This window comes from Bacillus sp. EU52 (assembly GCF_037964975.1).
In the GTDB taxonomy this organism is placed as follows: Bacteria; Bacillota; Bacilli; order Bacillales; family Bacillaceae; genus Bacillus; species Bacillus subtilis.
Window position 1 is genome coordinate 1708089 of record NZ_CP150177.1, and the last position, 26482, is coordinate 1734570.

Annotated in this window: 24 protein-coding genes; 22 read left to right on the forward strand and 2 right to left on the reverse strand. The window is 43.1% G+C overall.

Features of this window, described 5'->3' with window-relative positions; genetic code table 11:
• The first annotated feature begins 80 nt into the window (after window positions 1-80).
• The 20 genes from NSU05_RS08895 to mutL all read left to right on the forward strand — a co-directional run bounded on the left by NSU05_RS08895 (window position 81) and on the right by mutL (window position 23266).
• A complete protein-coding gene (locus NSU05_RS08895; RefSeq protein WP_038428976.1) occupies window positions 81-1361 on the forward strand; it encodes a pitrilysin family protein in 1281 nt (426 codons plus the stop codon).
• The gene (locus NSU05_RS08900) at window positions 1358-2644 is read left to right on the forward strand and encodes a pitrilysin family protein (RefSeq protein WP_003244823.1); all 1287 of its coding nucleotides are present in this window, start codon (window positions 1358-1360) and stop codon (window positions 2642-2644) included. Before NSU05_RS08895 ends, NSU05_RS08900 begins: the two co-directional genes overlap by 4 nt.
• Before the next feature lie 54 nt (window positions 2645-2698).
• Window positions 2699-3427: an EF-P-5 aminopentanone reductase gene (gene efpI, locus NSU05_RS08905; protein ID WP_038428977.1), complete on the forward strand. Its 729-nt coding sequence runs from the start codon at window positions 2699-2701 to the stop codon at window positions 3425-3427.
• 80 nt (window positions 3428-3507) lie between these two features.
• Window positions 3508-3765: a DUF3243 domain-containing protein gene (locus tag NSU05_RS08910; protein ID WP_003245199.1), complete on the forward strand. Its 258-nt coding sequence runs from the start codon at window positions 3508-3510 to the stop codon at window positions 3763-3765.
• 129 nt (window positions 3766-3894) lie between these two features.
• Window positions 3895-4686, forward strand: coding sequence for a YmfK family protein (locus NSU05_RS08915; protein WP_003220998.1), 792 nt, complete (start codon window positions 3895-3897; stop codon window positions 4684-4686).
• A gap of 66 nt (window positions 4687-4752) precedes the next feature.
• On the forward strand, window positions 4753-5619 hold the full coding sequence (rodZ, locus tag NSU05_RS08920) for a cell shape determination protein RodZ (protein WP_010886511.1): 867 nt from the start codon (window positions 4753-4755) through the stop codon (window positions 5617-5619).
• Window positions 5620-5668: 49 nt separating this feature from the next.
• Complete coding sequence (gene pgsA, locus NSU05_RS08925; protein WP_003244753.1) at window positions 5669-6250, forward strand: CDP-diacylglycerol--glycerol-3-phosphate 3-phosphatidyltransferase; 582 nt, start codon at window positions 5669-5671, stop codon at window positions 6248-6250.
• A gap of 17 nt (window positions 6251-6267) precedes the next feature.
• Window positions 6268-7518 carry a competence/damage-inducible protein A gene (locus tag NSU05_RS08930; RefSeq protein ID WP_038428978.1) on the forward strand — a complete coding sequence of 417 codons (1251 nt, stop codon included), beginning with the start codon at window positions 6268-6270 and terminating at the stop codon, window positions 7516-7518.
• Between the two features lie 172 nt (window positions 7519-7690).
• On the forward strand, window positions 7691-8737 hold the full coding sequence (recA, locus tag NSU05_RS08935; RefSeq protein ID WP_003245789.1) for a recombinase RecA: 1047 nt from the start codon (window positions 7691-7693) through the stop codon (window positions 8735-8737).
• Between the two features lie 167 nt (window positions 8738-8904).
• The gene (locus tag NSU05_RS08940) at window positions 8905-10080 is read left to right on the forward strand and encodes a serine hydrolase domain-containing protein (protein WP_038428981.1); all 1176 of its coding nucleotides are present in this window, start codon (window positions 8905-8907) and stop codon (window positions 10078-10080) included.
• 275 nt (window positions 10081-10355) lie between these two features.
• On the forward strand, window positions 10356-11918 hold the full coding sequence (gene rny / locus NSU05_RS08945; protein ID WP_003221010.1) for a ribonuclease Y: 1563 nt from the start codon (window positions 10356-10358) through the stop codon (window positions 11916-11918).
• A 68-nt stretch (window positions 11919-11986) separates the two neighbouring features.
• The gene (gene ymdB, locus NSU05_RS08950) at window positions 11987-12781 is read left to right on the forward strand and encodes a 2',3'-cyclic-nucleotide 2'-phosphodiesterase (protein ID WP_003245138.1); all 795 of its coding nucleotides are present in this window, start codon (window positions 11987-11989) and stop codon (window positions 12779-12781) included.
• Window positions 12782-12980: 199 nt separating this feature from the next.
• Complete coding sequence (gene spoVS, locus NSU05_RS08955; protein WP_003154135.1) at window positions 12981-13241, forward strand: stage V sporulation protein SpoVS; 261 nt, start codon at window positions 12981-12983, stop codon at window positions 13239-13241.
• Between the two features lie 265 nt (window positions 13242-13506).
• Entirely contained in the window at window positions 13507-14550 is a 1044-nt protein-coding gene (gene tdh, locus NSU05_RS08960) for an L-threonine 3-dehydrogenase (RefSeq protein ID WP_038428982.1), read from the forward strand.
• 12 nt (window positions 14551-14562) lie between these two features.
• Window positions 14563-15741, forward strand: a complete 1179-nt coding sequence (locus NSU05_RS08965; protein ID WP_014664025.1) for a glycine C-acetyltransferase — start codon at window positions 14563-14565, stop codon at window positions 15739-15741.
• A 147-nt stretch (window positions 15742-15888) separates the two neighbouring features.
• A complete protein-coding gene (miaB, locus tag NSU05_RS08970; protein WP_003244831.1) occupies window positions 15889-17418 on the forward strand; it encodes a tRNA (N6-isopentenyl adenosine(37)-C2)-methylthiotransferase MiaB in 1530 nt (509 codons plus the stop codon).
• A gap of 1 nt (window position 17419) precedes the next feature.
• Entirely contained in the window at window positions 17420-17851 is a 432-nt protein-coding gene (ricA, locus tag NSU05_RS08975; protein ID WP_003231834.1) for a regulatory iron-sulfur-containing complex subunit RicA, read from the forward strand.
• Window positions 17852-18112: 261 nt separating this feature from the next.
• A complete protein-coding gene (gene cotE, locus NSU05_RS08980; protein ID WP_003231833.1) occupies window positions 18113-18658 on the forward strand; it encodes an outer spore coat protein CotE in 546 nt (181 codons plus the stop codon).
• A gap of 132 nt (window positions 18659-18790) precedes the next feature.
• Window positions 18791-21367 carry a DNA mismatch repair protein MutS gene (mutS, locus tag NSU05_RS08985; RefSeq protein WP_003231832.1) on the forward strand — a complete coding sequence of 859 codons (2577 nt, stop codon included), beginning with the start codon at window positions 18791-18793 and terminating at the stop codon, window positions 21365-21367.
• Window positions 21368-21382: 15 nt separating this feature from the next.
• The gene (gene mutL, locus NSU05_RS08990; protein ID WP_038428984.1) at window positions 21383-23266 is read left to right on the forward strand and encodes a DNA mismatch repair endonuclease MutL; all 1884 of its coding nucleotides are present in this window, start codon (window positions 21383-21385) and stop codon (window positions 23264-23266) included.
• A gap of 399 nt (window positions 23267-23665) precedes the next feature.
• Here the strand turns inward: mutL and NSU05_RS08995 are convergent, their stop codons facing one another.
• Window positions 23666-24121 carry a regulatory YrvL family protein gene (locus NSU05_RS08995; protein WP_015252068.1) on the reverse strand — a complete coding sequence of 152 codons (456 nt, stop codon included), beginning with the start codon at window positions 24119-24121 and terminating at the stop codon, window positions 23666-23668.
• Window positions 24122-24248: 127 nt separating this feature from the next.
• A complete protein-coding gene (locus NSU05_RS09000; RefSeq protein WP_038428985.1) occupies window positions 24249-24806 on the reverse strand; it encodes a hypothetical protein in 558 nt (185 codons plus the stop codon).
• A gap of 120 nt (window positions 24807-24926) precedes the next feature.
• Between NSU05_RS09000 and NSU05_RS09005 the strand changes: the two genes are divergently transcribed.
• Together NSU05_RS09005 and NSU05_RS09010 are read left to right on the forward strand one after the other, a co-directional pair.
• The gene (locus NSU05_RS09005; RefSeq protein ID WP_029317807.1) at window positions 24927-25544 is read left to right on the forward strand and encodes a TetR/AcrR family transcriptional regulator; all 618 of its coding nucleotides are present in this window, start codon (window positions 24927-24929) and stop codon (window positions 25542-25544) included.
• 189 nt (window positions 25545-25733) lie between these two features.
• Window positions 25734-26411 (forward strand): MBL fold metallo-hydrolase, encoded by a 678-nt coding sequence (locus tag NSU05_RS09010; protein WP_003231824.1) that lies wholly within the window; start codon window positions 25734-25736, stop codon window positions 26409-26411.
• Window positions 26412-26482 lie beyond the last annotated feature (71 nt).

The window sequence follows — 26482 nt, forward strand, 5'->3', positions numbered from 1 at the left end:
TACATGAAAGAGTGTTTCTGCGAATGCTGAAAATTGGTCATAATACATACTAATTAAGAAATGAACGAAGGAGGTTCCATATGTCATATGTTAATGAACTCAAATCAAAGCACGGCGGTTTAACCGCACATATTGTAAAAACAGAAAAATTCAAAACCGTCTCGCTTATTTTTAAGATGCTTGCGCCGCTGACAAAGGATCAAGTCACCAAAAGAGCGCTGCTTCCGCATGTGCTTCTTCGCGGAACGAAAAGCCATCCGAAAACCGCAGAATTGCGTTCATACCTGGATGAGCTGTACGGCACGTCAGTATCGGCTGATCTTACGAAAAAAGGAGAGCGGCACGTCATTACGTTCAGGCTTGAAATCCCGAATGAAAAATATTTAAAAGACCAAACGCCGCTACTTGAGAAAGGGCTCCAGCTTCTTGCAGAAATCGTCTTTTCACCTGCTTTGGAGGGAGACGCTTTTCAGTCACAATATGTGGCTCAAGAAAAACGGACGCTTAAGCAAAGAATCCAAGCCGTCTATAATGATAAAATGCGCTATTCGAATTTAAGGCTGATACAGGAAATGTGCAAAAATGAGCCTTACGCGCTTCATGTCAATGGTGAAATCGACGATGTCGATGACATTACGGCAGAGCAATTATACGAAACATACCAAAGCGCTATCCAAAAAGACCAGCTTGATTTATATGTAGTTGGCGATGTGGACAGTAACCAGGTACATTCGGCAATTGATAAGTATTTCAAAATAGAAGAGCGAACTCTTGGCACGATTGAAAACAATCACGCTGATGAAAAAGTTCAGCCAAAAGAAGTAATTGATGAAGAGGATGTCAAGCAAGGAAAACTGAATATCGGCTACCGCACCAGCATCACTTATACAGATCAGGATTATCCTGCTTTACAAGTGTTTAACGGATTGTTCGGCGGATTCTCTCATTCTAAACTTTTCATTAATGTTCGGGAAAAAGCCAGTCTTGCTTACTACGCGGCTTCGCGTATAGAAAGTTTTAAAGGCTTGTTAATGGTGATGTCAGGCATTGAAGTGAAAAATTATGAACAGGCGGTTTCGATTATTGCTGAGCAATTCCAGGCAATGAAAAATGGCGATTTCAGTGAGCAGGATATAGCACAGACAAAGGCCGTCATTCGAAATCAAGTGCTGGAAACGATTGATACAGCATACGGTTTATCTGAGTTTTTATATCAGCAGGCCGCTGCTCAAGTCGAGATTCCTATCGAAGACTTTCTTGCCAATATTGAGAATGTCACAAAAGAGGATGTCATTAAAGCCGGCGAAAAGATTCAGCTTGATACGACTTATTTCTTAAAAGGGACGGAGGGTGCATCTTGATCAAACCAATCGAATATGAACAGCTTCAGGAGACGCTGTATCATGAAAAAATGTCCAACGGCCTCGATGTTTACGTTTTGCCGAAAAAAGGCTTCAACAAGACATATGCGGTCTTTACAACAAAGTACGGCTCGATAGATAACCGGTTTGTCCCTTTAGGTAAAAACGAGATGGTTCACGTGCCGGACGGGATTGCGCACTTTCTTGAGCACAAGCTGTTTGAGAAAGCGGACGGAGACGTTTTTCAAGATTTCAGCAAACAGGGGGCTTCTGCCAATGCGTTTACGTCATTTACAAGAACGGCTTACCTTTTCTCAAGCACATCAAATGTTGAACGCAATTTAGAGACGCTTATCGATTTTGTACAGGACCCATATTTTACTGAAAAAACGGTTGAAAAGGAAAAAGGGATTATCGGGCAGGAGATTAATATGTACGACGATAACCCTGATTGGAGGCTTTACTTCGGGGTCATTGAAAACATGTACAAAGAGCATCCTGTCAGAATTGACATAGCGGGAACAGTGGAAAGCATTTCACATATTACAAAAGACCTTCTTTATGAATGCTATGAAACGTTTTATCACCCGAGTAACATGCTCCTTTTCATTGTCGGCCCTGTAGATCCTGAAGCGATTATTTCTCAGGTAAGAGAAAACCAGGGGAAAAAGCCGTATACTGATCAGCCGGAGATCAAACGGGAAGAAGTGAAAGAGCAAGAAGCGGTTTTCCGAAAAGAAAAAGAGATCAAAATGAACGTGCAGGGACCGAAATGCCTTGTTGGGCTGAAATCCAAAAATCCGTTTAAATTAGGCAAAGAGCTCTTAAAGCATGAACTTTCAATGAACTTATTGCTTGAAGCTCTTTTTGGCAAAAGCTCTGCCCAGTATGAATCACTTTATGAAAAAGGATATATTGACGAAACGTTTAGCTTTGATTTTACTGCTGAATATGGGTTCGGTTTTGCGGCGATCGGCGGAGATACGCCTGAGCCTGATCAATTGGCTGAAGACATTTCAAGCATGCTTTTGCGCGCCGGTGAACTGATTACTGCTGAAAAGATTGAACTTGCCAGAAAGAAAAAGATTGGCACATTCTTAAAAGCGCTGAATTCCCCTGAATACATCGCCAATCAATTTACCCGTTATGCGTTCTTGGATATGAGTCTGTTTGACGTTGTAACGGTACTCGAGCAGATTACCCTCGAGGATGTCCAGAACGTAATACAAGAGGAAATTGCTGCAGACAGACTGACTGTCTGCAAGGTTGTTCCTAAATCATAAACAAAACATCCCTCCAGTGTGAGGGGTGTTTTTCTGCGGAAAGAAGGAAAGAGGATGAACAAAACAGCACTAATCACCGGAGCAAGCGGCGGCATTGGCAAAAGCATCAGCGAAACCCTTGCAGCTAGAGGATACAATCTGCTGCTGCATTACAATACAAATCAAAATGCGGCAGCGGAGCTTGCTGAAAAACTAAGTCAGATGTTTGGCGTAAATGCGGAGATATTACAAGCTGATCTGTCCGCGCAAGATGGAGCAGATAAGCTGACAAGTTCAATTGTTCAGCCTATTGATGCGATTGTTTTAAACAGTGGAAGAAGCCATTTTGGGCTGATTACGGATGTAGATAACGCAACAGTCCAGGAAATGGTTCAGCTTCATGTGGCGAGTCCGTATATGCTGACGAGAAACCTTCTGCCAGGCATGATTCGGAATAAATCGGGAGCGATTGTGGCTGTCAGCTCGATTTGGGGAGAGACTGGAGCATCCTGTGAAGTGCTGTACAGCATGGCAAAAGGAGCTCAGCATTCGTTTGTAAAAGGATTGGCTAAGGAGCTGGCGCCAAGCGGAATCAGAGTAAACGCCGTAGCGCCGGGCGCAGTTGATACAAATATGATGAATCAATTTACCCCGGCTGAAAAAGAAGAGATCGCTGATGAGATTCCGATCGGCCGGCTGGCCCGGCCGCAAGAAATTGCGGATGCAACAGCTTTTCTCCTGTCTAAAAAAGCGTCATATATCACCGGCCAAATTCTGTCGGTGAATGGCGGCTGGCACTGCTGATCCGAAAATATTCGGTGTATAGTTTCTTTTGTGAAGGACACAATAATCTTGTAACTTCACATGAAATGGAGGAAACAAGCATGTCAGTATTAGAAAACTGGGATAGCTGGAAAAACTTCCTTGGCGACCGTCTAAACTATGCGCAAGATAAAGGTATGAGCCAGGATACGATTACAGATCTTGCGACAGAAATCGGCAGCTACTTGGCTAATGAAGTGGAATCTAAGAACGAGCAGGAAAAAGTGCTGGCAGATCTTTGGAGTGTAGCATCAAAAGATGAACAGCACGCCATTGCCAATATGATGGTTAAGCTTGTTGAAAATAACAGCACTCACTAGGAAGAGAGGGGATTTTTCCTCTCTTTTTTATGTTTTCCTCATCACAGCAACATTCTTCTTTCTAATTAGAGAAAAATGCTTTATGATAAAGGAAGGTAAAATTTTGCCACAATGAAGGGGGTATATCATTTGGCAAAGCTCGAATGGTATTTTGAATATGAAATTCAAGTGAACCGCCCCGGACTGCTCGGGGATATTTCATCTCTTCTTGGGATGCTTTCTATCAACATCGTAACGATAAACGGCGTCGATCTTTCCAGAAGGGGAATGCTCCTCAGGTGCCGCCATATAGATCAAATTAAACGATTAGAATCAATCTTAAAAACGATGGAAACAATTAAAGTAACGAAGCTTAGAGAACCGAGGCTTCGCGACCGACTTGCCGTACGCCACGGCCGTTATATTCAACGGGATGCCGATGACAAGAAAACGTTCCGCTTTGAACGGGACGAGCTTGGCTTATTAGTCGATTTTATGGCCGAATTGTTCAAAAAAGAAGGCCATAAATTAATCGGAATCAGAGGTATGCCGCGTGTCGGGAAAACGGAATCGATTGTAGCCTCTAGTGTGTGTGCAAGCAAAAGGTGGCTGTTTGTGTCATCAACCTTGCTGAAGCAGACGATAAGAAGCCAGCTGATTGCCGATGAATACAGCACTGAAAATGTCTTTATCGTTGACGGAATTGTGTCAACACGAAGAGGATCGGAACGCCATCTCCAGCTGGTCAGAGAAATCATGCGGCTTCCGGCAACAAAAGTGGTGGAGCATCCGGACATATTCGTTCAAAATACAGAGTATACACTAGATGACTTTGATTATATTATTGAACTGAGAAATGACCCTGATGAGGTTATTACATATGAACATGCCGAGGAACCCCAAATGTTTGATCAATCCGGGTTTTCAAGCTTTGATTTTTAAAATTGGAAGGTGTTTGTTGTGACTGAACTAGGAATCCGGCTCAAAGAAGCCAGAGAGGAAAAAGCAATGTCATTGGATGATCTCCAAGCGGCAACAAAGATTCAAAAAAGGTATTTAACCGCCTTGGAGGAAGGAAACTATGACATTATTCCGGGGAAGTTTTATGTTCGGGCATTCATCAAGCAATATGCAGAAGCCGTTGGGCTTGATGCGGATCAGCTGTTTGAGGAGCATAAAAAAGATATCCCTAATACGTATCATGACGATGTGTCTGAAAAGATCTCCGGCATGAATCTTCAAAAGGAAATGCCAAAGCCAGCATCTAAGGCGCTGGAGCTGCTGCCAACGATACTTGTTATTCTCGGCGTGATTGTTGTGATTGCCATTGTGTACGCGATCATTCAATTTGCCAATCACAAAAACAGTGATGATCACAATGCGGCATCAGAAAAAGCAATTACGCAAAGTGAGAGCAAATACGAAATCCCTAAAGATTCAACGCTGAAAGAGAATCAAAATAACAGCTCTGAAAAAGAGACAGACACTAAAAAAGAAACGAAAGAAAACGAAGATAAGAAAAAAGAAAATGACAGTGAGAAGCTGGAGATTAAAGCTGCTGGCACTGAAGGATCGTTAACGACTTATGAAGTGTCCGGCGCTGATAAAATCGAGCTGGAACTGAAGGCATCAGACAGCTCGTGGATTCGAGTGCGCGATGAAAACAGCAGCTCTTTAAAAGAAGGAACGCTGAAAAAAGACGAAACCTATAAAAAAGACATAACTGATCAGAAACAAGTTGATATCCGCACCGGATATGCACCTAATCTGAAAATAAAAATCAACGGTAAGGTTCTTTCATATGAACTTGATCCGAAAAAAGTGATGGCACAAACCATAAAGATTGTAAATAAAAAGGAAGAAAAGTCATCTTAATTATCAGATGACTTTTCTTCACGTCCGAGTATGAAATTGGAGGGGCTTTATGTTTAACTTACCAAATAAAATCACACTAGCTAGAATCGCATTAATCCCAATCTTCATGATTATCATGCTGGCGCCGTTTGACTGGGGCAGGCTCGAAGTTGGAGACGAATCAATCCCGGTCGCACATTTGGCGGGGGCCATTCTATTTATTATTGCATCTACAACAGACTGGGTGGACGGGTATTATGCCCGAAAATTGAATCTCGTAACAAACTTCGGGAAATTTCTTGATCCGCTTGCGGACAAACTGCTCGTATCCGCAGCGTTAATTATCCTTGTTCAATTTGATCTCGCTCCAGCTTGGATGGTCATTGTGATTATCAGCAGGGAGTTTGCCGTGACAGGTTTAAGGCTTGTTTTGGCCGGAACAGGAGAAGTCGTAGCTGCTAACATGCTTGGTAAAATCAAAACCTGGGCACAGATTATTGCGGTATCCGCATTGCTTCTTCATAATCTTCCATTTGAACTTGTGTCATTCCCGTTTGCGGACTTGGCGCTGTGGGTAGCCGTCTTCTTTACTGTCGTTTCAGGCTGGGAATATTTCTCTAAAAACTGGGAAGCGTTAAAAACATCTAACTAAGAAAGAAGGACTTCGTCATGGAATTTCCAAAAAAAGCAGAAATAATTGCAGTCGGTTCAGAGCTGCTGCTTGGCCAAATCGCCAATACAAATGCTCAATTTATCAGCAAACAGCTCGCTGAAATCGGGGTCAACGTATTTTATCATACAGCGGTCGGAGATAACCCGGAGCGGCTGAAGCAGGTCATCCGCATTGCTGAAGAACGCTCTGACTTCATTATTTTTTCAGGAGGGCTTGGACCCACAAAAGATGATCTGACGAAAGAAACGATTGCAAATACGCTGGGACGTCCGCTTGTGTTAAATGATGAGGCATTCCAATCCATTGAGGACTATTTCAAACGAACAAAACGCACGATGTCACCTAATAACCGAAAACAGGCGCTTGTGATCGAAGGCTCTGACGTGCTGGCGAATCACTTTGGAATGGCCCCGGGAATGCTCACAGAGCATGAATCGCGCTATTATATGCTTCTTCCTGGACCGCCGAGCGAATTGCGTCCAATGTTTGAAAACGAGGCAAAGCCTCTTCTGCTGAAAAAGATGGGTTCAAATGAAAAAATTGTGTCAACCGTTCTTCGCTTTTTCGGTATCGGTGAATCTCAGCTTGAAGCCGATTTGGAAGATATTATTGATGCGCAAACCAATCCGACAATTGCGCCTTTGGCGGCTGATGGAGAGGTGACGCTGCGTCTGACAGCCAAACACGCCGATGAAAAGGAAACAGAGCGTCTGTTAAAAGAAACAGAGGCCGTTATCTTAGAGCGTGTCGGTGAATTTTTCTATGGTTACGATGATACTTCTCTTGTAAAAGAGCTATCTATAGCGTGCAAGGAAAAAGGCATTACAATTTCTGCGGCAGAAAGCTTTACCGGAGGGCTGTTTTCTGAATGGCTGACGGATCATAGCGGTGCCTCAAAATTATTTGCCGGGGGCGTTGTTTGCTATACAAACGACGTGAAGCAGAATGTGCTTGGTGTCAAGAAGGAAACAGTAGATCGTTTTGGGGCGGTCAGCAAGGAGTGCGCATCCGAACTGGCTAAGGGTGTTCAAAAACTCACTGGCAGCGATATCGGCATTAGCTTTACTGGTGTAGCAGGACCTGATGCTCAAGAAGGGCATGAGCCTGGGCATGTGTTTATCGGCATTTCCGCAAACGGTAAAGAAGAGGTTCACGAGTTTCACTTTGCGGGCTCCAGAACGGGGATCAGAAAACGCGGCGCTAAATACGGCTGCCATTTAATCTTAAAGCTTTTAGAGCAAAAATAATATTTTCAGCACATTATCCTCCTAAGAAAACATGATTTCTCTGATACATTATGATATTTTGATAGGAATCACGCCAAGAAAAAATCCGAATATGCGTTCGCTTTTTTCTTGGCAAATCCCTTCAAACAGGGTATAGTATATGTAGTGGTAACATAAAGGAGGAAAAAATAGAATGAGTGATCGTCAGGCAGCCTTAGATATGGCTCTTAAACAAATAGAAAAACAGTTCGGCAAAGGTTCCATTATGAAACTGGGAGAAAAGACAGATACAAGAATTTCTACTGTCCCAAGCGGCTCCCTAGCTCTTGATACAGCACTGGGAATTGGCGGATATCCTCGCGGACGGATTATTGAAGTATACGGTCCTGAAAGCTCAGGTAAAACAACTGTGGCGCTTCATGCGATTGCTGAAGTTCAGCAGCAGGGCGGACAAGCCGCGTTTATCGATGCGGAGCATGCGTTAGATCCGGTATACGCGCAAAAGCTCGGTGTTAACATCGAAGAGCTTTTACTGTCTCAGCCTGACACAGGCGAGCAGGCACTTGAAATTGCGGAAGCATTGGTTCGAAGCGGGGCAGTTGACATTGTCGTTGTCGACTCTGTAGCCGCTCTCGTTCCGAAAGCGGAAATTGAAGGTGACATGGGAGATTCTCATGTCGGTTTACAAGCACGCTTAATGTCTCAAGCGCTTCGTAAGCTTTCAGGAGCCATTAACAAATCGAAGACAATCGCGATTTTCATTAACCAAATTCGTGAAAAAGTCGGTGTTATGTTCGGGAACCCGGAAACAACTCCTGGCGGCCGTGCGTTGAAATTCTACTCTTCCGTGCGTCTTGAAGTGCGCCGTGCTGAACAGCTGAAACAAGGCAACGACGTAATGGGGAACAAAACGAAAATCAAAGTCGTGAAAAACAAGGTGGCTCCGCCGTTCCGTACAGCCGAGGTTGACATTATGTACGGAGAAGGCATTTCAAAAGAAGGCGAAATCATTGATCTAGGAACTGAACTTGATATCGTGCAAAAAAGCGGTTCATGGTACTCTTATGAAGAAGAGCGTCTTGGCCAAGGCCGTGAAAATGCAAAACAATTCCTGAAAGAAAATAAAGATATCATGCTGATGATCCAGGAGCAAATTCGCGAACATTATGGCTTGGATAATAACGGAGTAGTGCAGCAGCAAGCTGAAGAGACACAAGAAGAACTCGAATTTGAAGAATAAAAATAAAATAAGTTTCAAATGATACAAAAGGCTGAGTGAAAAACTCAGCTTTTTTGTATTTTGCAAAAAAATGATAAAAATATTGCTTTTTTTGACAACTTTTTTAGGGCTTTATTCGTCTAACAAAACGTGTGCAAAATGGAATTTATTTTGGGAGGAAAAAATGAATGACAAGCCCAACCCGCAGAAGAACTGCGAAACGCAGACGGAGAAAACTAAATAAAAGAGGAAAACTGTTGCTTGGTCTTTTAGCAGTGATGGTTTGCATTACGATTTGGAATGCTCTTCATCGAAATAGTGAAGAAAACGAGCCATCTCAAGAAACTGCAGCGGTTTCAAATACCGATCAGAAAAAAGAGGTCAAAAAGAAAACTGCCAAAAAATCAGAGGAACAAATCAAAACAGTGGATCGAAATCAAAAAATCAGCAATTATTTAGAAGAGATCGGTTTCAGCGGAACAGCCATGATTGTCAGAAATGGAGAAATCGTAACAAATAAAGGTTTTGGCTATGCTGACCGTAAACACTACATTCAAAATAATCCATTGACATCTTTTTATGTCGGTTCATCACAAAAAGCGCTGATTGCAACTGCTATTTTGCAGCTTGAGGAAAAGGGGAAACTTCAGACAAGTGATCCGGTAAGCACGTATTTACCTCATTTTCCTAACGGACAAACGATTACTTTGAAGAATCTGCTTACACATACATCGGGGATAAACGGACATATTGAAGGAAACGGCGCCATTACTCCGGACGATTTAATAAAAGACATAGAACTTCAGGGAATCAAACGTCAGCCGGGCGTATGGGACTACAAGGATTCCAACTATTCTGTTCTCGCTTATATTATTGCTGAAGTAAGCGGTGAGCCCTATGAACAGTACATAAAGAATCATATTTTTAAACCTGCGGGAATGAAGCATGCAGGCTTTTACAAAACATATGAAAAAGAACCTTATCCTGCTGTCGGGTATAAGATGGAGGGCAGCAAAACAGTTACACCGTATATACCTGATCTATCCCAGCTGTATGGAGCCGGTGATATTTATATGAGCGCTATAGATATGTACAAATTTGACCAAGCGCTGATAGACGGAAAACTGTATTCGCAAAAAAGCTATGAAAAGATGTTTACGCCAGGGAGCAGCTCCACATACGGCATGGGATTTTATGTTGCTCCCGGAAGCTATTCAAACCATGGTGTTATGCCGGGCTTCAATATCTTGAACAGCTTTAGCAAATCTGGGCAAACCATTGTTATTTTGTTCTCAAACATTCAAAATAATGCTAAATTGGGCCAAGTGAACAATAAAATATACCAGCTTCTAAATCAAGAATGATTGGCGATCTTCTTTTGGATGAATTGCATTCGGCACGTGAAAAGACGAATGGCCTGCAAACGTTAAGATGGCAAGCTTGACAAGTATTTCCGACACATTTACAATGAAGTTGTAACATTTGTTTTTTTAACATGATTGTTAAACCATTTAAACTTGACAAGGGCGATGAACACTCTCATTCCCTGTGAAGGTTCTGTATGTTGAGAAAACTAGACAATGTACATGCCGACACTTTTTAAGCAACAACCAAGTTCATAGCAAGAGGAGGTGAAAGTATGACCCCAATTATGATGGTTCTCATCTCCATTTTGCTGATTCTACTCGGTTTAGTTGTTGGCTACTTTGTTCGTAAAACCATTGCCGAAGCGAAAATTGCGGGCGCACGCGGTGCAGCCGAGCAAATTCTTGAAGATGCGAAGCGTGATGCTGAAGCACTGAAAAAAGAAGCTCTGCTTGAAGCAAAGGATGAAATCCACAAACTTCGAATAGATGCTGAACAGGAAGTTCGTGAAAGACGAAATGAGCTTCAAAAACAAGAAAACCGTTTACTCCAAAAGGAGGAAAACCTTGATCGCAAACATGAGGGAATTGATAAACGGGAAGCGATGTTGGAGAAGAAAGATCATTCTCTGAATGAACGACAACAACATATTGAAGAGATGGAAAGCAAAGTGGATGAGATGATTCGTATGCAGCAGTCTGAGTTGGAACGAATTTCGAGTCTGACTCGTGATGAAGCGAAACAAATCATTCTTGAGCGGGTTGAAAACGAGCTTTCACATGACATCGCCATCATGACAAAAGAAACTGAAAACCGTGCGAAAGAAGAGGCGGATAAGAAAGCGAAAAACATTCTTTCACTCGCCTTACAGCGCTGCGCAGCGGACCACGTTGCCGAAACAACGGTATCAGTTGTCAATCTTCCAAATGATGAGATGAAAGGACGTATCATCGGACGGGAAGGGCGTAACATTCGTACGCTTGAAACGCTGACAGGAATTGACCTGATTATTGATGATACGCCTGAAGCTGTCATTCTTTCCGGATTTGATCCGATCAGACGTGAGACAGCCAGAATTGCTCTTGATAAACTCGTTCAGGATGGCCGTATTCATCCGGCACGGATTGAAGAAATGGTTGAAAAATCTCGCCGCGAGGTCGATGACTATATTCGTGAGATGGGTGAGCAAACGACATTTGAGGTTGGCGTTCACGGCCTCCACCCAGATCTCATCAAGATTCTCGGCCGCTTAAAGTTCCGTACAAGCTACGGTCAAAATGTGCTTAAGCATTCCATGGAAGTCGCATTCTTGGCCGGTCTAATGGCATCGGAGCTTGGTGAAGACGCAAAGCTTGCTAAACGTGCGGGTCTTCTTCACGACATCGGGAAAGCAATTGACCATGAAGTAGAAGGAAGCCACGTTGAGATCGGGGTAGAGCTTGCGACCAAATATAAAGAGCACCCAGTCGTGATTAACAGTATTGCATCACACCACGGGGACGAGGAGCCGACTTCCATTATTGCTGTACTGGTAGCTGCAGCAGATGCGCTTTCCGCTGCAAGACCTGGCGCAAGAAGTGAGACGCTCGAGAATTATATTCGAAGACTTGAAAAACTCGAAGAAATTTCTGAGTCCTACGAAGGTGTTGAAAAATCATTTGCCATTCAGGCTGGACGCGAAGTGCGAATTATGGTGAAGCCGGATTCAATTAATGATCTTGAGGCTCATCGACTGGCGCGAGATATCCGCAAGCGAATTGAGGACGAGCTCGATTATCCAGGTCATATTAAGGTGACAGTAATCAGAGAGACTCGAGCCGTAGAGTATGCAAAATAAAGTGATGCGCTAAGCATCACTTTATTTTTTTGACGGCAAGGAATTTTCAAGAAGAAAGGATTTACAAAATGAGAATTTTATTTATCGGAGATGTTGTCGGTTCACCGGGCCGTGACATGGTCAAAGAATATGTACCAAAGCTAAAAACAAAATATAAGCCTCACTTTACCATTATTAATGGTGAAAACGCCGCACATGGAAAAGGCCTGACGGAAAAAATTTATCACAGCTTAATCCAGTCCGGCGCAGATGCAATCACAATGGGGAACCACACATGGGACAAAAAAGAAATATTTGATTTTATAGATGACGTTCCGAACTTGGTTCGCCCGGCAAACTTTCCTGAAGGAACACCGGGGAAAGGGATCACATATGTGAAAGCAAACGGCAAAGAACTAGCAGTCATTAATTTGCAGGGACGTACGTTTTTGCCGCCGCTTGATGACCCGTTTTTAAAAGCGGATGAATTGATCGCAGAAGCTGCGAAAAGAACACCGTACATTTTTATTGACTTTCATGCCGAAGCGACAAGTGAAAAGCTCGCACTTGGCTGGTACACGGATGGACGGGCATCGGCTGTAGTAGGAACTCATACACACGTGCAAACAGCGGATAACCGCATTTTGCCGAAGGGAACGGCATATATTACTGATGTGGGAATGACTGGCCCGTATGACGGTATACTGGGGATGGACAGAGAGACGATTATTAAGCGATTCAAAACGAACCTTCCAGTCCGGTTTACTGTCGCTGAAGGAAAAACAACGCTCAGCGGAGTTGTCATTGACATTGACGATCAAACGAAAAAAGCCGTGAAAATTGAGCGTATTTTAATCAACGATGATCACATGTTCTTTGAATAGTTGAACATATGGTTATTTTATAAAAATATTAAAAAGAAAAGCAGGAATATAGCAACTCCTTAGTGAATATAGTAAAAATGGAAGGTAGCCCGCTATTTTTGAAAAGCATTGTGGGGATGGCTTTTTGGATAGCAACATCTAATAATGATTGTTCTAATGAACACTCACTTATCCATTGTAAAACTAAGGGGGAGCAGAAATGGAAATCTTAAAAGTTTCAGCAAAATCGAGTCCAAATTCAGTGGCAGGTGCGCTTGCAGGCGTGTTGAGAGAGCGAGGAGCCGCCGAGATTCAAGCGATCGGAGCGGGTGCATTAAACCAGGCTGTAAAAGCTGTGGCGATTGCCAGGGGATTTGTGGCGCCAAGCGGCGTTGATTTGATTTGTATTCCGGCTTTTACAGATATTCAAATCGATGGGGAAGAAAGAACAGCGATTAAATTAATCGTGGAGCCTCGCTAAAAACAAATAAAGCATTCTCAACCTGTTTGCGTAATGCAAACAGGTTGTTTTTCATTTATTGTGATATTTTCTCCCGATAGTATTTTTAGCACATAAATGAGCGAATATACAAAATCAGAAATGAGCTAAAACGTTTTTAAAAAAATTTCCGCCCATTTTTCAAGACAGATACTTTTGTCCTTCTGGAAAAGACAGTGCTGTTTACGCTTATTCCATATCATGGTACAATCCGAATATAACAAGAATTTTTCAAGGAGGATTGTACATGCAGAGTGGAAAGATGAAAGCTCTAATGAAAAAGGACGGGGCGTTCGGTGCTGTGCTGACTGAAGTTCCCATTCCTGAGATTGATAAACATGAAGTCCTCATAAAAGTGAAAGCCGCTTCCATATGCGGCACGGATGTCCACATTTATAATTGGGATCAATGGGCACGTCAGAGAATCAAAACACCCTATGTTTTCGGCCATGAGTTCAGCGGCATCGTAGAGGACGTGGGAGAGAATGTCAGCAGTGTAAAAGTGGGAGAGTATGTGTCTGCGGAAACACACATTGTTTGTGGTGAATGTGTCCCTTGCCTAACAGGAAAATCTCATGTGTGTACCAATACTGCTATAATCGGAGTGGACACGGCAGGCTGTTTTGCGGAGTATGTAAAAGTTCCAGCTGATAACATTTGGAGAAATCCCGCTGATATGGACCCGTCAATTGCTTCCATTCAAGAGCCTTTAGGAAATGCAGTTCATACCGTACTCGAGAGCCAGCCTGCAGGAGGAACGACTGCAGTCATTGGATGCGGGCCGATTGGTCTTATGGCTGTTGCGGTTGCAAAAGCAGCAGGAGCTTCTCAGGTGATAGCGATTGATAAGAATGAATACAGGCTGAGGCTTGCAAAACAAATGGGAGCGACTGGTACTGTTTCTATTGAAAAAGAAGACCCGCTCAAAATTGTAAGCGCTTTAACGAGTGGGGAAGGAGCAGATCTTGTTTGTGAGATGTCGGGCCATCCCTCAGCGATTGCCCAAGGTCTTGCGATGGCTGCGAATGGCGGAAGATTTCATATTCTCAGCTTGCCGGAACATCCGGTGACAATTGATTTGACGAATAAAGTGGTATTTAAAGGGCTTACCATCCAAGGAATCACAGGAAGAAAAATGTTTTCAACATGGCGCCAGGTGTCTCAGTTGATCAGTTCAAAAGTGATCGATCTTGAACCTGTTATTACCCATCAGTTTCCGTTAGAGGAGTTTGAAAAAGGTTTCGAACTGATGAGAAGCGGGCAGTGCGGAAAAGTAATTTTAATTCCATAAAGGGGGATAAACATGACGAAGGAATTTGAGTTTTTAAAAGCAGAGCTTGATAGTATGAAAGAAAACCATACATGGCAAGACATAAAACAGCTTGAATCTATGCAGGGCCCATCTGTCACAGTGAATCACCAAAAAGTCATTCAGCTATCTTCTAATAATTACCTCGGATTCACTTCACATCCTAGACTCATCAACGCCGCACAGGAGGCCGTTCAGCAGTATGGAGCCGGCACCGGATCAGTGAGAACGATTGCGGGTACATTTACAATGCATCAAGAGCTTGAGAAAAAGCTGGCAGCCTTTAAAAAAACGGAGGCGGCACTTGTATTCCAATCAGGCTTCACAACAAACCAAGGCGTACTTTCAAGTATTCTATCAAAAGAGGACATTGTCATCTCAGATGAATTGAACCATGCCTCTATTATTGACGGAATTCGACTGACAAAGGCGGATAAAAAGGTGTATCAGCACGTCAATATGAGTGATTTAGAGCGGGTGCTGAGAAAGTCAATGAATTATCGGATGCGTCTGATTGTGACAGACGGCGTATTTTCCATGGATGGCAACATAGCTCCTCTGCCTGATATTGTAGAGCTCGCTGAGAAATATGACGCATTTGTGATGGTGGATGACGCCCATGCATCCGGAGTACTTGGCGAAAACGGCAGGGGAACGGTGAATCACTTCGGTCTTGACGGCAGAGTGCATATTCAGGTCGGAACATTAAGCAAGGCAATCGGAGTGCTCGGCGGCTACGCTGCAGGTTCAAAGGTGCTGATCGATTATTTGCGCCATAAAGGCCGTCCATTTTTATTCAGCACATCTCATCCGCCGGCTGTCACTGCAGCTTGTATGGAAGCGATTGATGTCTTGCTTGAAGAGCCGGAGCATATGGAGCGCTTGTGGGAGAATACTGCCTATTTTAAAGCAATGCTTGTGAAAATGGGCCTGACTCTCACGAAGAGTGAAACGCCGATTCTTCCTATTTTAATAGGTGATGAAGGTGTGGCAAAGCAATTTTCAGATCAGCTCCTTTCTCACGGTGTTTTTGCCCAAAGTATCGTTTTCCCGACTGTAGCAAAGGGAAAAGCCAGAATTCGCACGATTATAACAGCAGAGCACACTAAAGATGAACTGGATCAGGCGCTTGATGTCATCGAAAAGACGGCAAAGGAGCTCCAGCTATTGTAACAAGAGGAAGAGTTTACTCTTCCTCTTTTGATTCCTTATTGATTATTATTCTCAATGAGTGTACAATGATAGGTTGCCAGTTGTGCAGAGCTTCAATAACCTTTATACTGAAGGGTGGAAGTTTGGTTTGAAAGGAGAAAATATGACATGAATGAAAAACAAAAATTAGAGAGCGGACAAGTTCATCCATCGGACAAAAAATCCGAGAAGGATTACAGCAAGTACTTTGAAGCTGTTTACATTCCGCCTTCTTTAAAAGACGCGAAAAAACGAGGCAAGGAAGCCGTTACTTATCATAATGACTTTAAAATTTCTGAACAATTTAAAGGATTGGGAGACGGAAGAAAGTTCTATATCCGTACGTACGGCTGCCAAATGAATGAACACGATACAGAGGTTATGGCAGGGATCTTTATGGCGCTCGGTTACGAAGCGACAAACTCTGTTGACGACGCCAATGTCATTTTGTTAAATACATGTGCAATCCGTGAAAATGCTGAAAACAAGGTGTTTGGTGAGCTCGGGCACTTAAAAGCACTGAAAAAAAACAATCCCGATCTGATTTTAGGCGTGTGCGGCTGTATGTCCCAAGAGGAATCAGTCGTGAACCGTATTTTGAAAAAACATCCGTTTGTCGATATGATTTTCGGAACGCATAACATTCATCGCCTGCCGGAGCTTTTGTCAGAAGCATACCTTTCAAAAGAAATGGTTGTAGAAGTTTGGTCTAAGGAAGGGGACGTTATTGAAAACCTTCCGAAAGTCCGAAATGGAAAAATTAAGGGCTGGGTCAATATCATGTACGGCTGTGACAAATTCTGTACGTATTGCATTGTGCCTTACACACGCGGGAAAGAAAGAAGCCGCCGCCCTGAGGATATCATTCAGGAAGTGAGAAGGCTCGCAAGTGAAGGCTATAAGGAAATTACACTGTTAGGCCAAAACGTAAACGCGTATGGAAAAGACTTTGAGGATATGACGTACGGACTTGGTGATTTGATGGATGAACTGAGAAAAATCGATATCCCGAGAATCCGTTTTACAACGAGTCATCCGCGCGACTTTGACGATCGCCTCATTGAAGTGCTGGCAAAAGGCGGAAATCTGCTTGATCACATTCATCTTCCGGTTCAATCAGGAAGCTCAGAAGTTCTGAAGCTGATGGCCCGCAAATATGACAGAGAGCGTTACATGGAGCTGGTGCGAAAAATTAAAGAAGCAATGCCAAACGCTTCTTTGACAACGGACATTATCGTCGGATTTCCAAATGAAACGGACGAACAGTTTGAAGAAACGCTTTCTCTATACCGTGAAGTGGAGTTTGACAGCGCCTATACGTTCATTTACTCTCCTCGTGAAGGCACTCCGGCTGCTAAGATGAAAGATAATGTACCGATGCGTGTGAAAAAAGAACGCCTGCAGCGTCTAAACGCACTGGTGAATGAAATTTCTGCTAAAAAAATGAAGGAATACGAAGGCAAGGTTGTCGAAGTATTAGTTGAAGGTGAAAGCAAAAATAACCCTGATATTCTTGCCGGCTATACTGAAAAAAGCAAGCTCGTCAATTTCAAAGGGCCGAAGGAAGCCATCGGCAAAATTGTCCGCGTGAAAATCCAGCAAGCGAAAACATGGTCGCTTGACGGAGAAATGGTAGGAGAAGCAATCGAGGTGAAATGAGATGACGCTCTACTCAAAAAAAGACATTGTGCAGCAGGCTCGAAACCTTGCAAAAATGATTTCTGAAACAGAAGAGGTTGATTTTTTCAAACGGGCTGAAGCGCAAATCAATGAGAATGACAAAGTGTCCACAATCGTTAATCAGATTAAAGCCCTGCAAAAGCAGGCTGTCAATCTGAAGCATTATGAAAAGCATGAAGCGCTCAAACAAGTAGAAGCAAAAATTGACGCGCTGCAAGAAGAGCTTGAAGAGATTCCTGTTATCCAGGAATTCAGAGACTCGCAGATGGAAGTAAATGACCTATTGCAGCTCGTTGCACACACCATTTCCAACCAAGTCACAAATGAAATCATCACATCAACCGGAGGCGACCTGCTGAAAGGGGAAACCGGTTCAAAGGTGAAGCATTCAAATAACAGCTGTTCTCTCTAAACACGGTGCCTTTACAGGCCCGTGTTTTTTTATCATTTGTGCGGTTAAAAATGAACTAAATAATCTATGTACCAAATGTTCAATTGGTTTTTCTGTGCTCAGCCGCGTATAAACTTTATCGCACTTATAAGTAAAGTTTCTAGGCACCCCTGCATACAATGGAACAGAAACTTTGTATTTTTATATTTTATTTATAAAAATGCACACTAGACAAATGCCCAGCATAAGATAACACGAAGAAGAACAAGGAGGCATGCCGGAATGTCTGAATACAGGGAAATTATTACGAAGGCAGTAGTAGCGAAAGGCCGAAAATTCACCCAATGCACCAACACCATCTCGCCTGAGAAAAAACCGAGCAGCATTTTGGGTGGTTGGATTATTAACCACAAGTATGACGCTGAAAAAATTGGAAAAACGGTAGAAATTGAAGGGTATTATGATATAAACGTATGGTACTCTTACGCGGACAACACAAAGACAGAGGTTGTCACAGAACGGGTAAAATATGTAGATGTCATTAAACTCAGATACAGAGACAATAATTACTTAGATGATGAGCATGAAGTGATTGCCAAAGTGCTTCAGCAGCCAAACTGCCTTGAAGTGACCATTTCGCCGAATGGAAATAAAATCGTTGTGCAGGCAGAAAGAGAATTTTTGGCGGAAGTGGTAGGGGAAACAAAGGTAGTTGTTGAGGTCAATCCTGACTGGGAAGAGGATGACGAGGAAGATTGGGAAGATGAGCTTGATGAAGAGCTTGAAGACATCAACCCGGAGTTTTTAGTGGGAGATCCTGAAGAATAAAAAAGGGACTAGGGGAGACAGTACCCCCAAGTCTCTTTTTTATATTGATATATCATTCTTTTATCACTTTTTGTTTATGTTATAATGAAGGTTGGAAAATAGAAACGTTGATACATAGTGAGGGATTAAACAATGGCCGGTTATACGCCTATGATACAGCAATATTTAAAAATAAAGGCAGAGCACCAGGATGCCTTTTTATTTTTTCGCCTGGGTGATTTTTACGAAATGTTTTTTGAGGACGCCAAAAAAGCGTCACAGGAGCTGGAAATTACGTTAACGAGCAGAGACGGCGGTGCGGCTGAAAAAATACCGATGTGCGGTGTGCCGTATCATTCTGCTTCCGCGTATATCGAACAGCTTATTAAAAAAGGATACAAAGTGGCGATCTGTGAACAGACGGAAGATCCGAAAGCCGCAAAGGGCGTTGTGAAAAGAGAAGTGGTTCAGCTGATTACGCCCGGAACTGTAATGGACGGCAAAGGCATCCATGAATCGGAAAATAATTTTATCGCATCTGTTTCAGCCTGCTCGAACGGATACGGACTTGCGCTGTCTGATTTAACAACGGGAGAAAATTTGGCTGTTTTGATTGAACGGCTTGAAGACGTCATATCAGAAATTTATTCAGTCGGCGCACGGGAAATCGTGGTTTCAGGAAGCTTGGATGCCGATACAGTGGCACAGCTGAGAGAGCGGTGCGGTGCAACAATTTCAATTGAAGACGGAGAAACAGACGAACACGTAACGATCATTGAGCACTTAAATAATGAAGATATAACAAAAACATTTCTGCGCTTATATACGTATTTGAAAAGAACCCAAAAGCGCAGCCTTGATCATCTTCAGCCCGTGCAGGTGTATGAGCTTGAGGAAGCGATGAAAATTGACTTGTACTCAAAGCGTAATCTGGAGCTGACCGAAACGATTCGTTCGAAAAATAAAAAAGGCTCCCTTTTGTGGCTGCTGGATGAAACAAAAACGGCAATGGGAGGCCGGCTGCTTAAACAGTGGATTGACCGGCCGCTTATCAGAGTCAATCAAATCGAAGAGCGCCAAGAAATGGTGGAAACATTGATGTCCCATTTCTTTGAACGGGAAGATCTGCGTGAACGTTTAAAAGAAGTATATGACTTAGAACGCCTTGCCGGACGCGTTGCATTCGGAAATGTCAATGCCCGGGATTTGATTCAGCTGAAGGAATCGTTAAAGCAAGTTCCTGGCATCAAACAGCTGGTTGCTTCACTGGCTCATGACAAGGCCAAGGAACGTGCAGAGCGCATTGACCCTTGCGGGGATGTACTTGAACTGCTGGAAGAAGCGCTGTACGAAAACCCTCCTTTATCGGTAAAAGAAGGGAACCTGATTAAAGATGGTTATAATCAAAAGCTTGATGAATATCGTGATGCAAGCAGAAACGGAAAAGACTGGATTGCCCGCCTGGAACAGCAGGAGCGGGAATACACAGGCATTCGTTCTTTAAAGGTTGGCTTTAATAAAGTTTTCGGTTATTACATTGAAGTGACAAAAGCAAATTTGCACTTGCTTGAGGAAGGGCGTTATGAGCGGAAGCAGACGTTAACCAATGCAGAGCGCTACATTACCCCTGAATTAAAAGAAAAAGAAGCGCTCATTTTAGAGGCGGAAAATAACATCTGCGAGCTGGAGTACGAGCTGTTTACCGAGCTGCGCGAGAAAGTGAAGCAGTATATTCCACGGCTACAGCAGCTTGCAAAACAGATGAGCGAGCTGGACGCACTGCAATGCTTTGCGACAATCAGTGAAAATCGCCACTACACGAAACCGGAGTTCTCTAAAGATGAAGTCGAAGTGATTGAAGGCAGACACCCGGTTGTTGAAAAAGTCATGGACAGCCAGGAATATGTCCCGAACAACTGTATGATGGGCGATAACAGACAAATGCTTCTCATTACAGGTCCAAACATGTCAGGGAAAAGCACGTATATGAGACAAATCGCGCTCATTTCCATTATGGCGCAAATCGGCTGCTTTGTACCCGCGAAAAAAGCGGTGCTTCCGATTTTCGATCAAATTTTTACGCGAATCGGCGCTGCAGATGATTTGATTTCCGGACAAAGTACATTTATGGTAGAAATGCTTGAAGCGAAAAATGCGATTGTCAATGCGACGAAAAACAGCCTCATTCTGTTTGATGAAATCGGGCGGGGAACGTCCACTTATGACGGCATGGCGCTGGCACAGGCGATTATTGAATATGTTCACGATCATATCGGCGCCAAGACGCTGTTCAGCACACACTATCACGAGCTGACCGTTCTTGAGGACAAGCTGCCCCAGCTGAAAAACGTTCATGTTCGCGCTGAAGAATATAACGGAACGGTTGTCTTTCTTCATCAAATTAAAGAAGGTGCCGCTGATAAAAGCTATGGTATCCATGTAGCTCAGCTTGCCGAACTGCCGGGAGATCTGATTGCGCGCGCTCAAGATATTTTAAAAGAGCTTGAACATTCAGGAAACAAACCGGAAGTGCCGGTGCAGAAACCTCAGGTGAAAGAAGAGCCGGCACAGCTGTCCTTTTTTGACGAAGCGGAAAAGCCGGCTGAAACACCAAAGCTTTCAAAAAAAGAAAAGCAAGTGATCGATGCTTTCAAATCACTTAATATACTTGATATGACACCGCTTGAAGCGATGAATGAAATGTACAAGCTGCAAAAGAAATTACATTAAAACGGGGTGATGAATGTGGCAAAAGTCATCCAGCTGTCAGATGAGCTTTCAAATAAAATAGCGGCGGGCGAGGTTGTGGAACGGCCCGCCTCAGTCGTCAAAGAATTGGTGGAAAATGCGATCGACGCTGACAGCACAGTCATTGAAATCGATATTGAGGAAGCAGGCCTTGCATCCATTCGGGTCTTGGATAACGGCGAAGGAATGGAGAATGAAGATTGCAAGCGAGCTTTCCGCCGCCACGCAACGAGTAAAATAAAAGATGAAAATGATTTATTCAGGGTGAGAACGCTCGGTTTCAGGGGAGAAGCCCTGCCGAGTATCGCGTCAGTCTCTCATCTGGAGATTAAAACAAGCACTGGTGAAGGAGCTGGGACGAAGCTCGTCCTCCAAGGAGGAAACATCATTTCCGAATCGCGTTCCTCAAGCAGGAAGGGAACTGAAATTGTCGTTTCCAACCTGTTTTTTAACACACCGGCCCGTTTGAAATATATGAAAACCGTTCATACAGAGCTTGGAAACATTACGGATGTGGTTAACCGTATTGCTCTGGCGCATCCAGAGGTATCGATCCGCCTGCGCCATCATGGGAAAAACCTGCTTCAAACGAACGGAAACGGAGATGTGCGCCATGTACTGGCAGCGATTTACGGCACGGCTGTCGCCAAAAAAATGCTTCCGCTGCATGTGAGCTCCTTGGATTTTGAAGTAAAGGGATATATCGCCCTCCCAGAGATTACACGGGCGTCGAGGAACTATATGTCGTCTGTGGTCAATGGCCGTTACATTAAAAATTTCCCGCTCGTCAAAGCGGTTCATGAAGGCTATCATACGCTTCTGCCGATCGGACGCCATCCGATTACTTTTATAGAAATTACGATGGACCCGATTTTAGTCGATGTCAACGTGCATCCATCGAAGCTTGAGGTCCGGCTCAGCAAGGAAACAGAGCTTCATGACTTAATTCGTGACGGAATTAAAGATGTATTTAAACAGCAGCAGCTGATTCCGAGTGCCCAGCTTCCGAAAAAATCGGCACCTGTTATCAAAAATGAGCAGCAGTTCATAACCTTTGATGAAAAGCCTCCGGAAAGAAAAGTACCGGAAAAAGCGCATGCGCCATCTTATTCACCAATGAAGCTCAGCTCAGTCGTGAAAGAGCCGATTGATGCGGAGGAAGAATTGCCTCCTCTCCAATTTGATGCTCCTCCTATCGTTGATCAGGAACAAACCCTTGAGGTGTCCGATGTTTCAGAAGAACTGCCTGAAACATTTGAGCAGGAATGCCATGAGGAACAGCAGCAGCCAGCGTCTGAGCGGGTTCCGATTATGTACCCGATCGGCCAGATGCACGGGACTTATATATTGGCACAAAACGAAAACGGCCTGTATATTATCGACCAGCACGCCGCCCAAGAACGTATTAAATATGAGTACTTTCGTGAAAAGGTGGGGGAGGTTGAGCCTGAGGTGCAGGATATGATTGTACCGCTGACGTTCCACTACTCCACAAATGAGGCTTTGATTATTGAACAGCACAAACAAGAGCTCGAAAGCGTCGGTGTCTTTTTAGAGTCATTCGGCTCTAACAGTTACATCGTCCGCTGCCACCCGGCCTGGTTTCCAAAGGGAGAAGAAGCAGAGCTCATAGAAGAAATCATTCAGCAGGTGATCGACTCCAAAAATATAGATATTAAAAAACTTCGCGAGGAAGCGGCGATTATGATGAGCTGCAAAGGCTCCATCAAAGCAAATCGCCACCTCAGAAACGACGAAATCAAAGCGCTTCTGGACGACCTCCGAAGCACATCAGACCCATTTACATGCCCGCACGGCCGCCCGATCATCATACACCATTCCACTTATGAGATGGAAAAGATGTTCAAACGCGTGATGTAGCGGGGGTGGTAGGCATTGATCCATTCTCTGAATGGATCAATGCTTTTTTTGTACTCCTTCGAGTGTCAGATTATAAGAAACGGTTGTAAACGTGTGAGCAGTGTTAACGCATTATACTTCATGGTTCCTCTGTATAACGAAATTTACATTTACAGGAAATTAGGATTAATGTATATTTTGGGTGAGGGGGTGGAAGCACATGGCATGTGGTCCGAAGATCATTATCTTTTTGGATGAACTTGATGATCCAAATGTGAGAATCATTTTAGAATGCAGAATTTAAATTACAACATTGTGTTTTGCTCCCTGTTCGTGTGAACAGGGAGTTTTTTTCGTTTATATAACTGGTGGTGTCCAAATATAAGGTGTTATGAATTCTCCATATCTGCCATCGGCATTTTAAGCTGCTTCTCTATTAGGCTGGTTATCAAAAGCAAGTTCAATGAAAGCCATGAAAGCTGATATCACAACAAGCAAGACATCTGGAATATAAATAGACTGCATAAAGTAATCTGCAAAACAGATCGTTATAAGATTGCTGATAAAATACAGTATAAAAGCAAAAAGTGCAGTCTTTTTCAATGAAAGTGATTTTGCCAAAATGATAGAGATAATCTTTGTGAGTGGGTCTATGATTAATCCTACAGCAAAGCAGGCTAAAATAAATAAAGCTAATGTTTGATTGGAAGCGTATGTGATGCCAAGTATGGAGAATAAGCCTTTCATCCCGAAGAAAAAGCCGCCGAAGATGACTGCAAGCGCAATGGCCGCGATAAAAGTGATAGATACAATTCCGATTAATTTTGATCTCAGGTTAAAATCTTTAGAGTGCTCGTTCTGTTCTTTTTGGTTCAAGTATGACACTCCCTTCACCTGCTTACTCATACAAACAGCACCCTTGAATCAGCCCAAAATATCTATAAGTCTATTTTAACAAAACCAAAAAAGGCCTTTCCACTAGGGAAAGGCCTTTTTCATCATGTTAACTCCTGAGATTCGCCGAAGCTTTCTCTTTTTTTGGCCAAATAAAATAGCTGGCTGTAATGAGAAAGTCAATGCCTATAATGACAGTCCACAGTTTAAGAATGCCGCTCAATGCTTCGGTTCGGGCAGAGTCATTGATAAAATAGATCATCCCTGCCAATAGTCCCGCACCAATTAAGTAGGCCAGCACATGTCTTAGCCAGCCTTTCGCACCGTGTTTGGCATGATCCATTCCAAAACGTTTCAGCGGTTTTGCGCCTTTTTTTGTCACATAATATTGAAATTTTTCATCTGCCCATTGAATCATTTGTTTCCCATAAGCGATCGATATACCGATGTAAACAGCTGCAATCCCATGGGCTGCGGTCGCTGAGGCTCCGCGGTAAAGGTCCACACCAGTTGCCGCTAACAAGATCAAATCGATAACTGGAGTTAAGGCAAGGAATAGCAGTCCTAATGTATGTCGTTTGAATACGTAGCGTACAGCAAGCCCCAAAACAATGACAACCCAAAACGCAATTTCACAGAAAACAATCATCCATGCGATACCGTTCAATCCATTCCCCTCTTTTCAATACAGTTGTATTATTTAAATAATATGTTACCATCTTTGTTTTTGTAACACAACTGTATTATAAAAATTGCCCTCTCATTTTTTTCTTGTTACAATAAAGCTATGCCAAAACAAATTGACCATGAGAAAAGAAGAAAACAAATTGCAGAAGCAACGTGGCGCGTCATTTTAGAACGAGGGATGGAGGGAGCATCAGCCAGAAATATTGCAAAGGAAGCAGGATTGTCATTAGGTGCGCTGCGCCATTATTTCTCTACACAGGATGAATTGCTTGCTTTTGCAATGAAACTTGTCCAAGAAAAGGTGACGGACCGAATTAAGGACATTGCAGTGAGGGATTTGCTCCCTAAGGAAAAAGTGTTGCAAATTTTGCTTGAAATGGTCCCGACGAATGAAGAAACGATTAGAGAGATGGAGGTTTGGTTTGCTTTTACTGCTTACGCCAGACATAAAAAGGATATGTTTGATGCGAATCATGACGGGATTTTCAGCGGCATGCGGAATCTGATTGCCTATTTAGATGAATCCGATTTACTGAAGCCGAATGCTGATAAAGACATTGAAGCTGAGAGACTTTACGCGCTTGTTGACGGCTTGGCTTTACATGCCATGCTTGACCCTGTGCGAGTGAATAAAGACCGAATCAAGCGGGTCATTATGCAGCATGTAGAGTCAATTTGCGTGGAAGATACACGTGAGACACAAAAACGTCATCCTTAAGGCACTAGTGCGAAAAGCGATTCTTGTTGGGCATGCGTCCAAAAGAGTCGCTTTTTTATATTCAAAGAACAAGGATCTCTGAAAAAAATGGAAAACGATCATGCTGTTTGGTAAAGTGGAATGAAAGACGGACTGAGGAGTGAACACTGGTCCATCGTTTAAGAACTTTACATGATAGGGATGGTATAAATGAATCTTACTTACAAAGTGCATCCAATTAAAACAAGGTATCAGGGCTGGACGAATTATTGCTATATCATTGAAGATATTGTAAGCAGATCTGCAATTGTTGTTGATCCCTCATGGGAATTGAGTAAGATAACCACTACACTTTCTGAACTCGAAGCGGAATTAAAGGCAGTCGCATTGACACACTCTCATTATGATCATGTAAATCTGGTAGACCCGCTGACGAAGATGTTTAACGCTCAAGTTTATATGTCAAAAAAAGAAATTGATTATTATCAATTCCGATGCAGAAATTTAATTAGCCTAGATGATCATCAGACAATCAGCATAGGAAACACAAGAGCACAATGTCTTCTCACACCGGGGCATACAGCCGGCGGAATGTGTTATTTGTTTTCTGAGAGTATTTTTACCGGAGATACGGTGTTTACAGAAGGGTGCGGCATATGTGAGGATGATGGCAGCTCTGCGGAAGAGATGTTTGATAGTATTCAAAGAATAAAGTCGGAGGTTTCACCTCATGTACGGGTGTATCCTGGTCACTCATTTGGCAAATCGCCCGGTCATTCGATAAAGGATCTTTATCAGCATAATATTTACTTTCAAATTGATAAAAAAGAATATTTTGTGAAATTTCGCACTCGTAAAAACCAAAAAGGTATTTTTGATTTTAAATAATCCTTCTGAATCTATTATCCTATTTTTCTTCGAATATCTAAATGATTTTTATTTTCAAAAATGATTACATA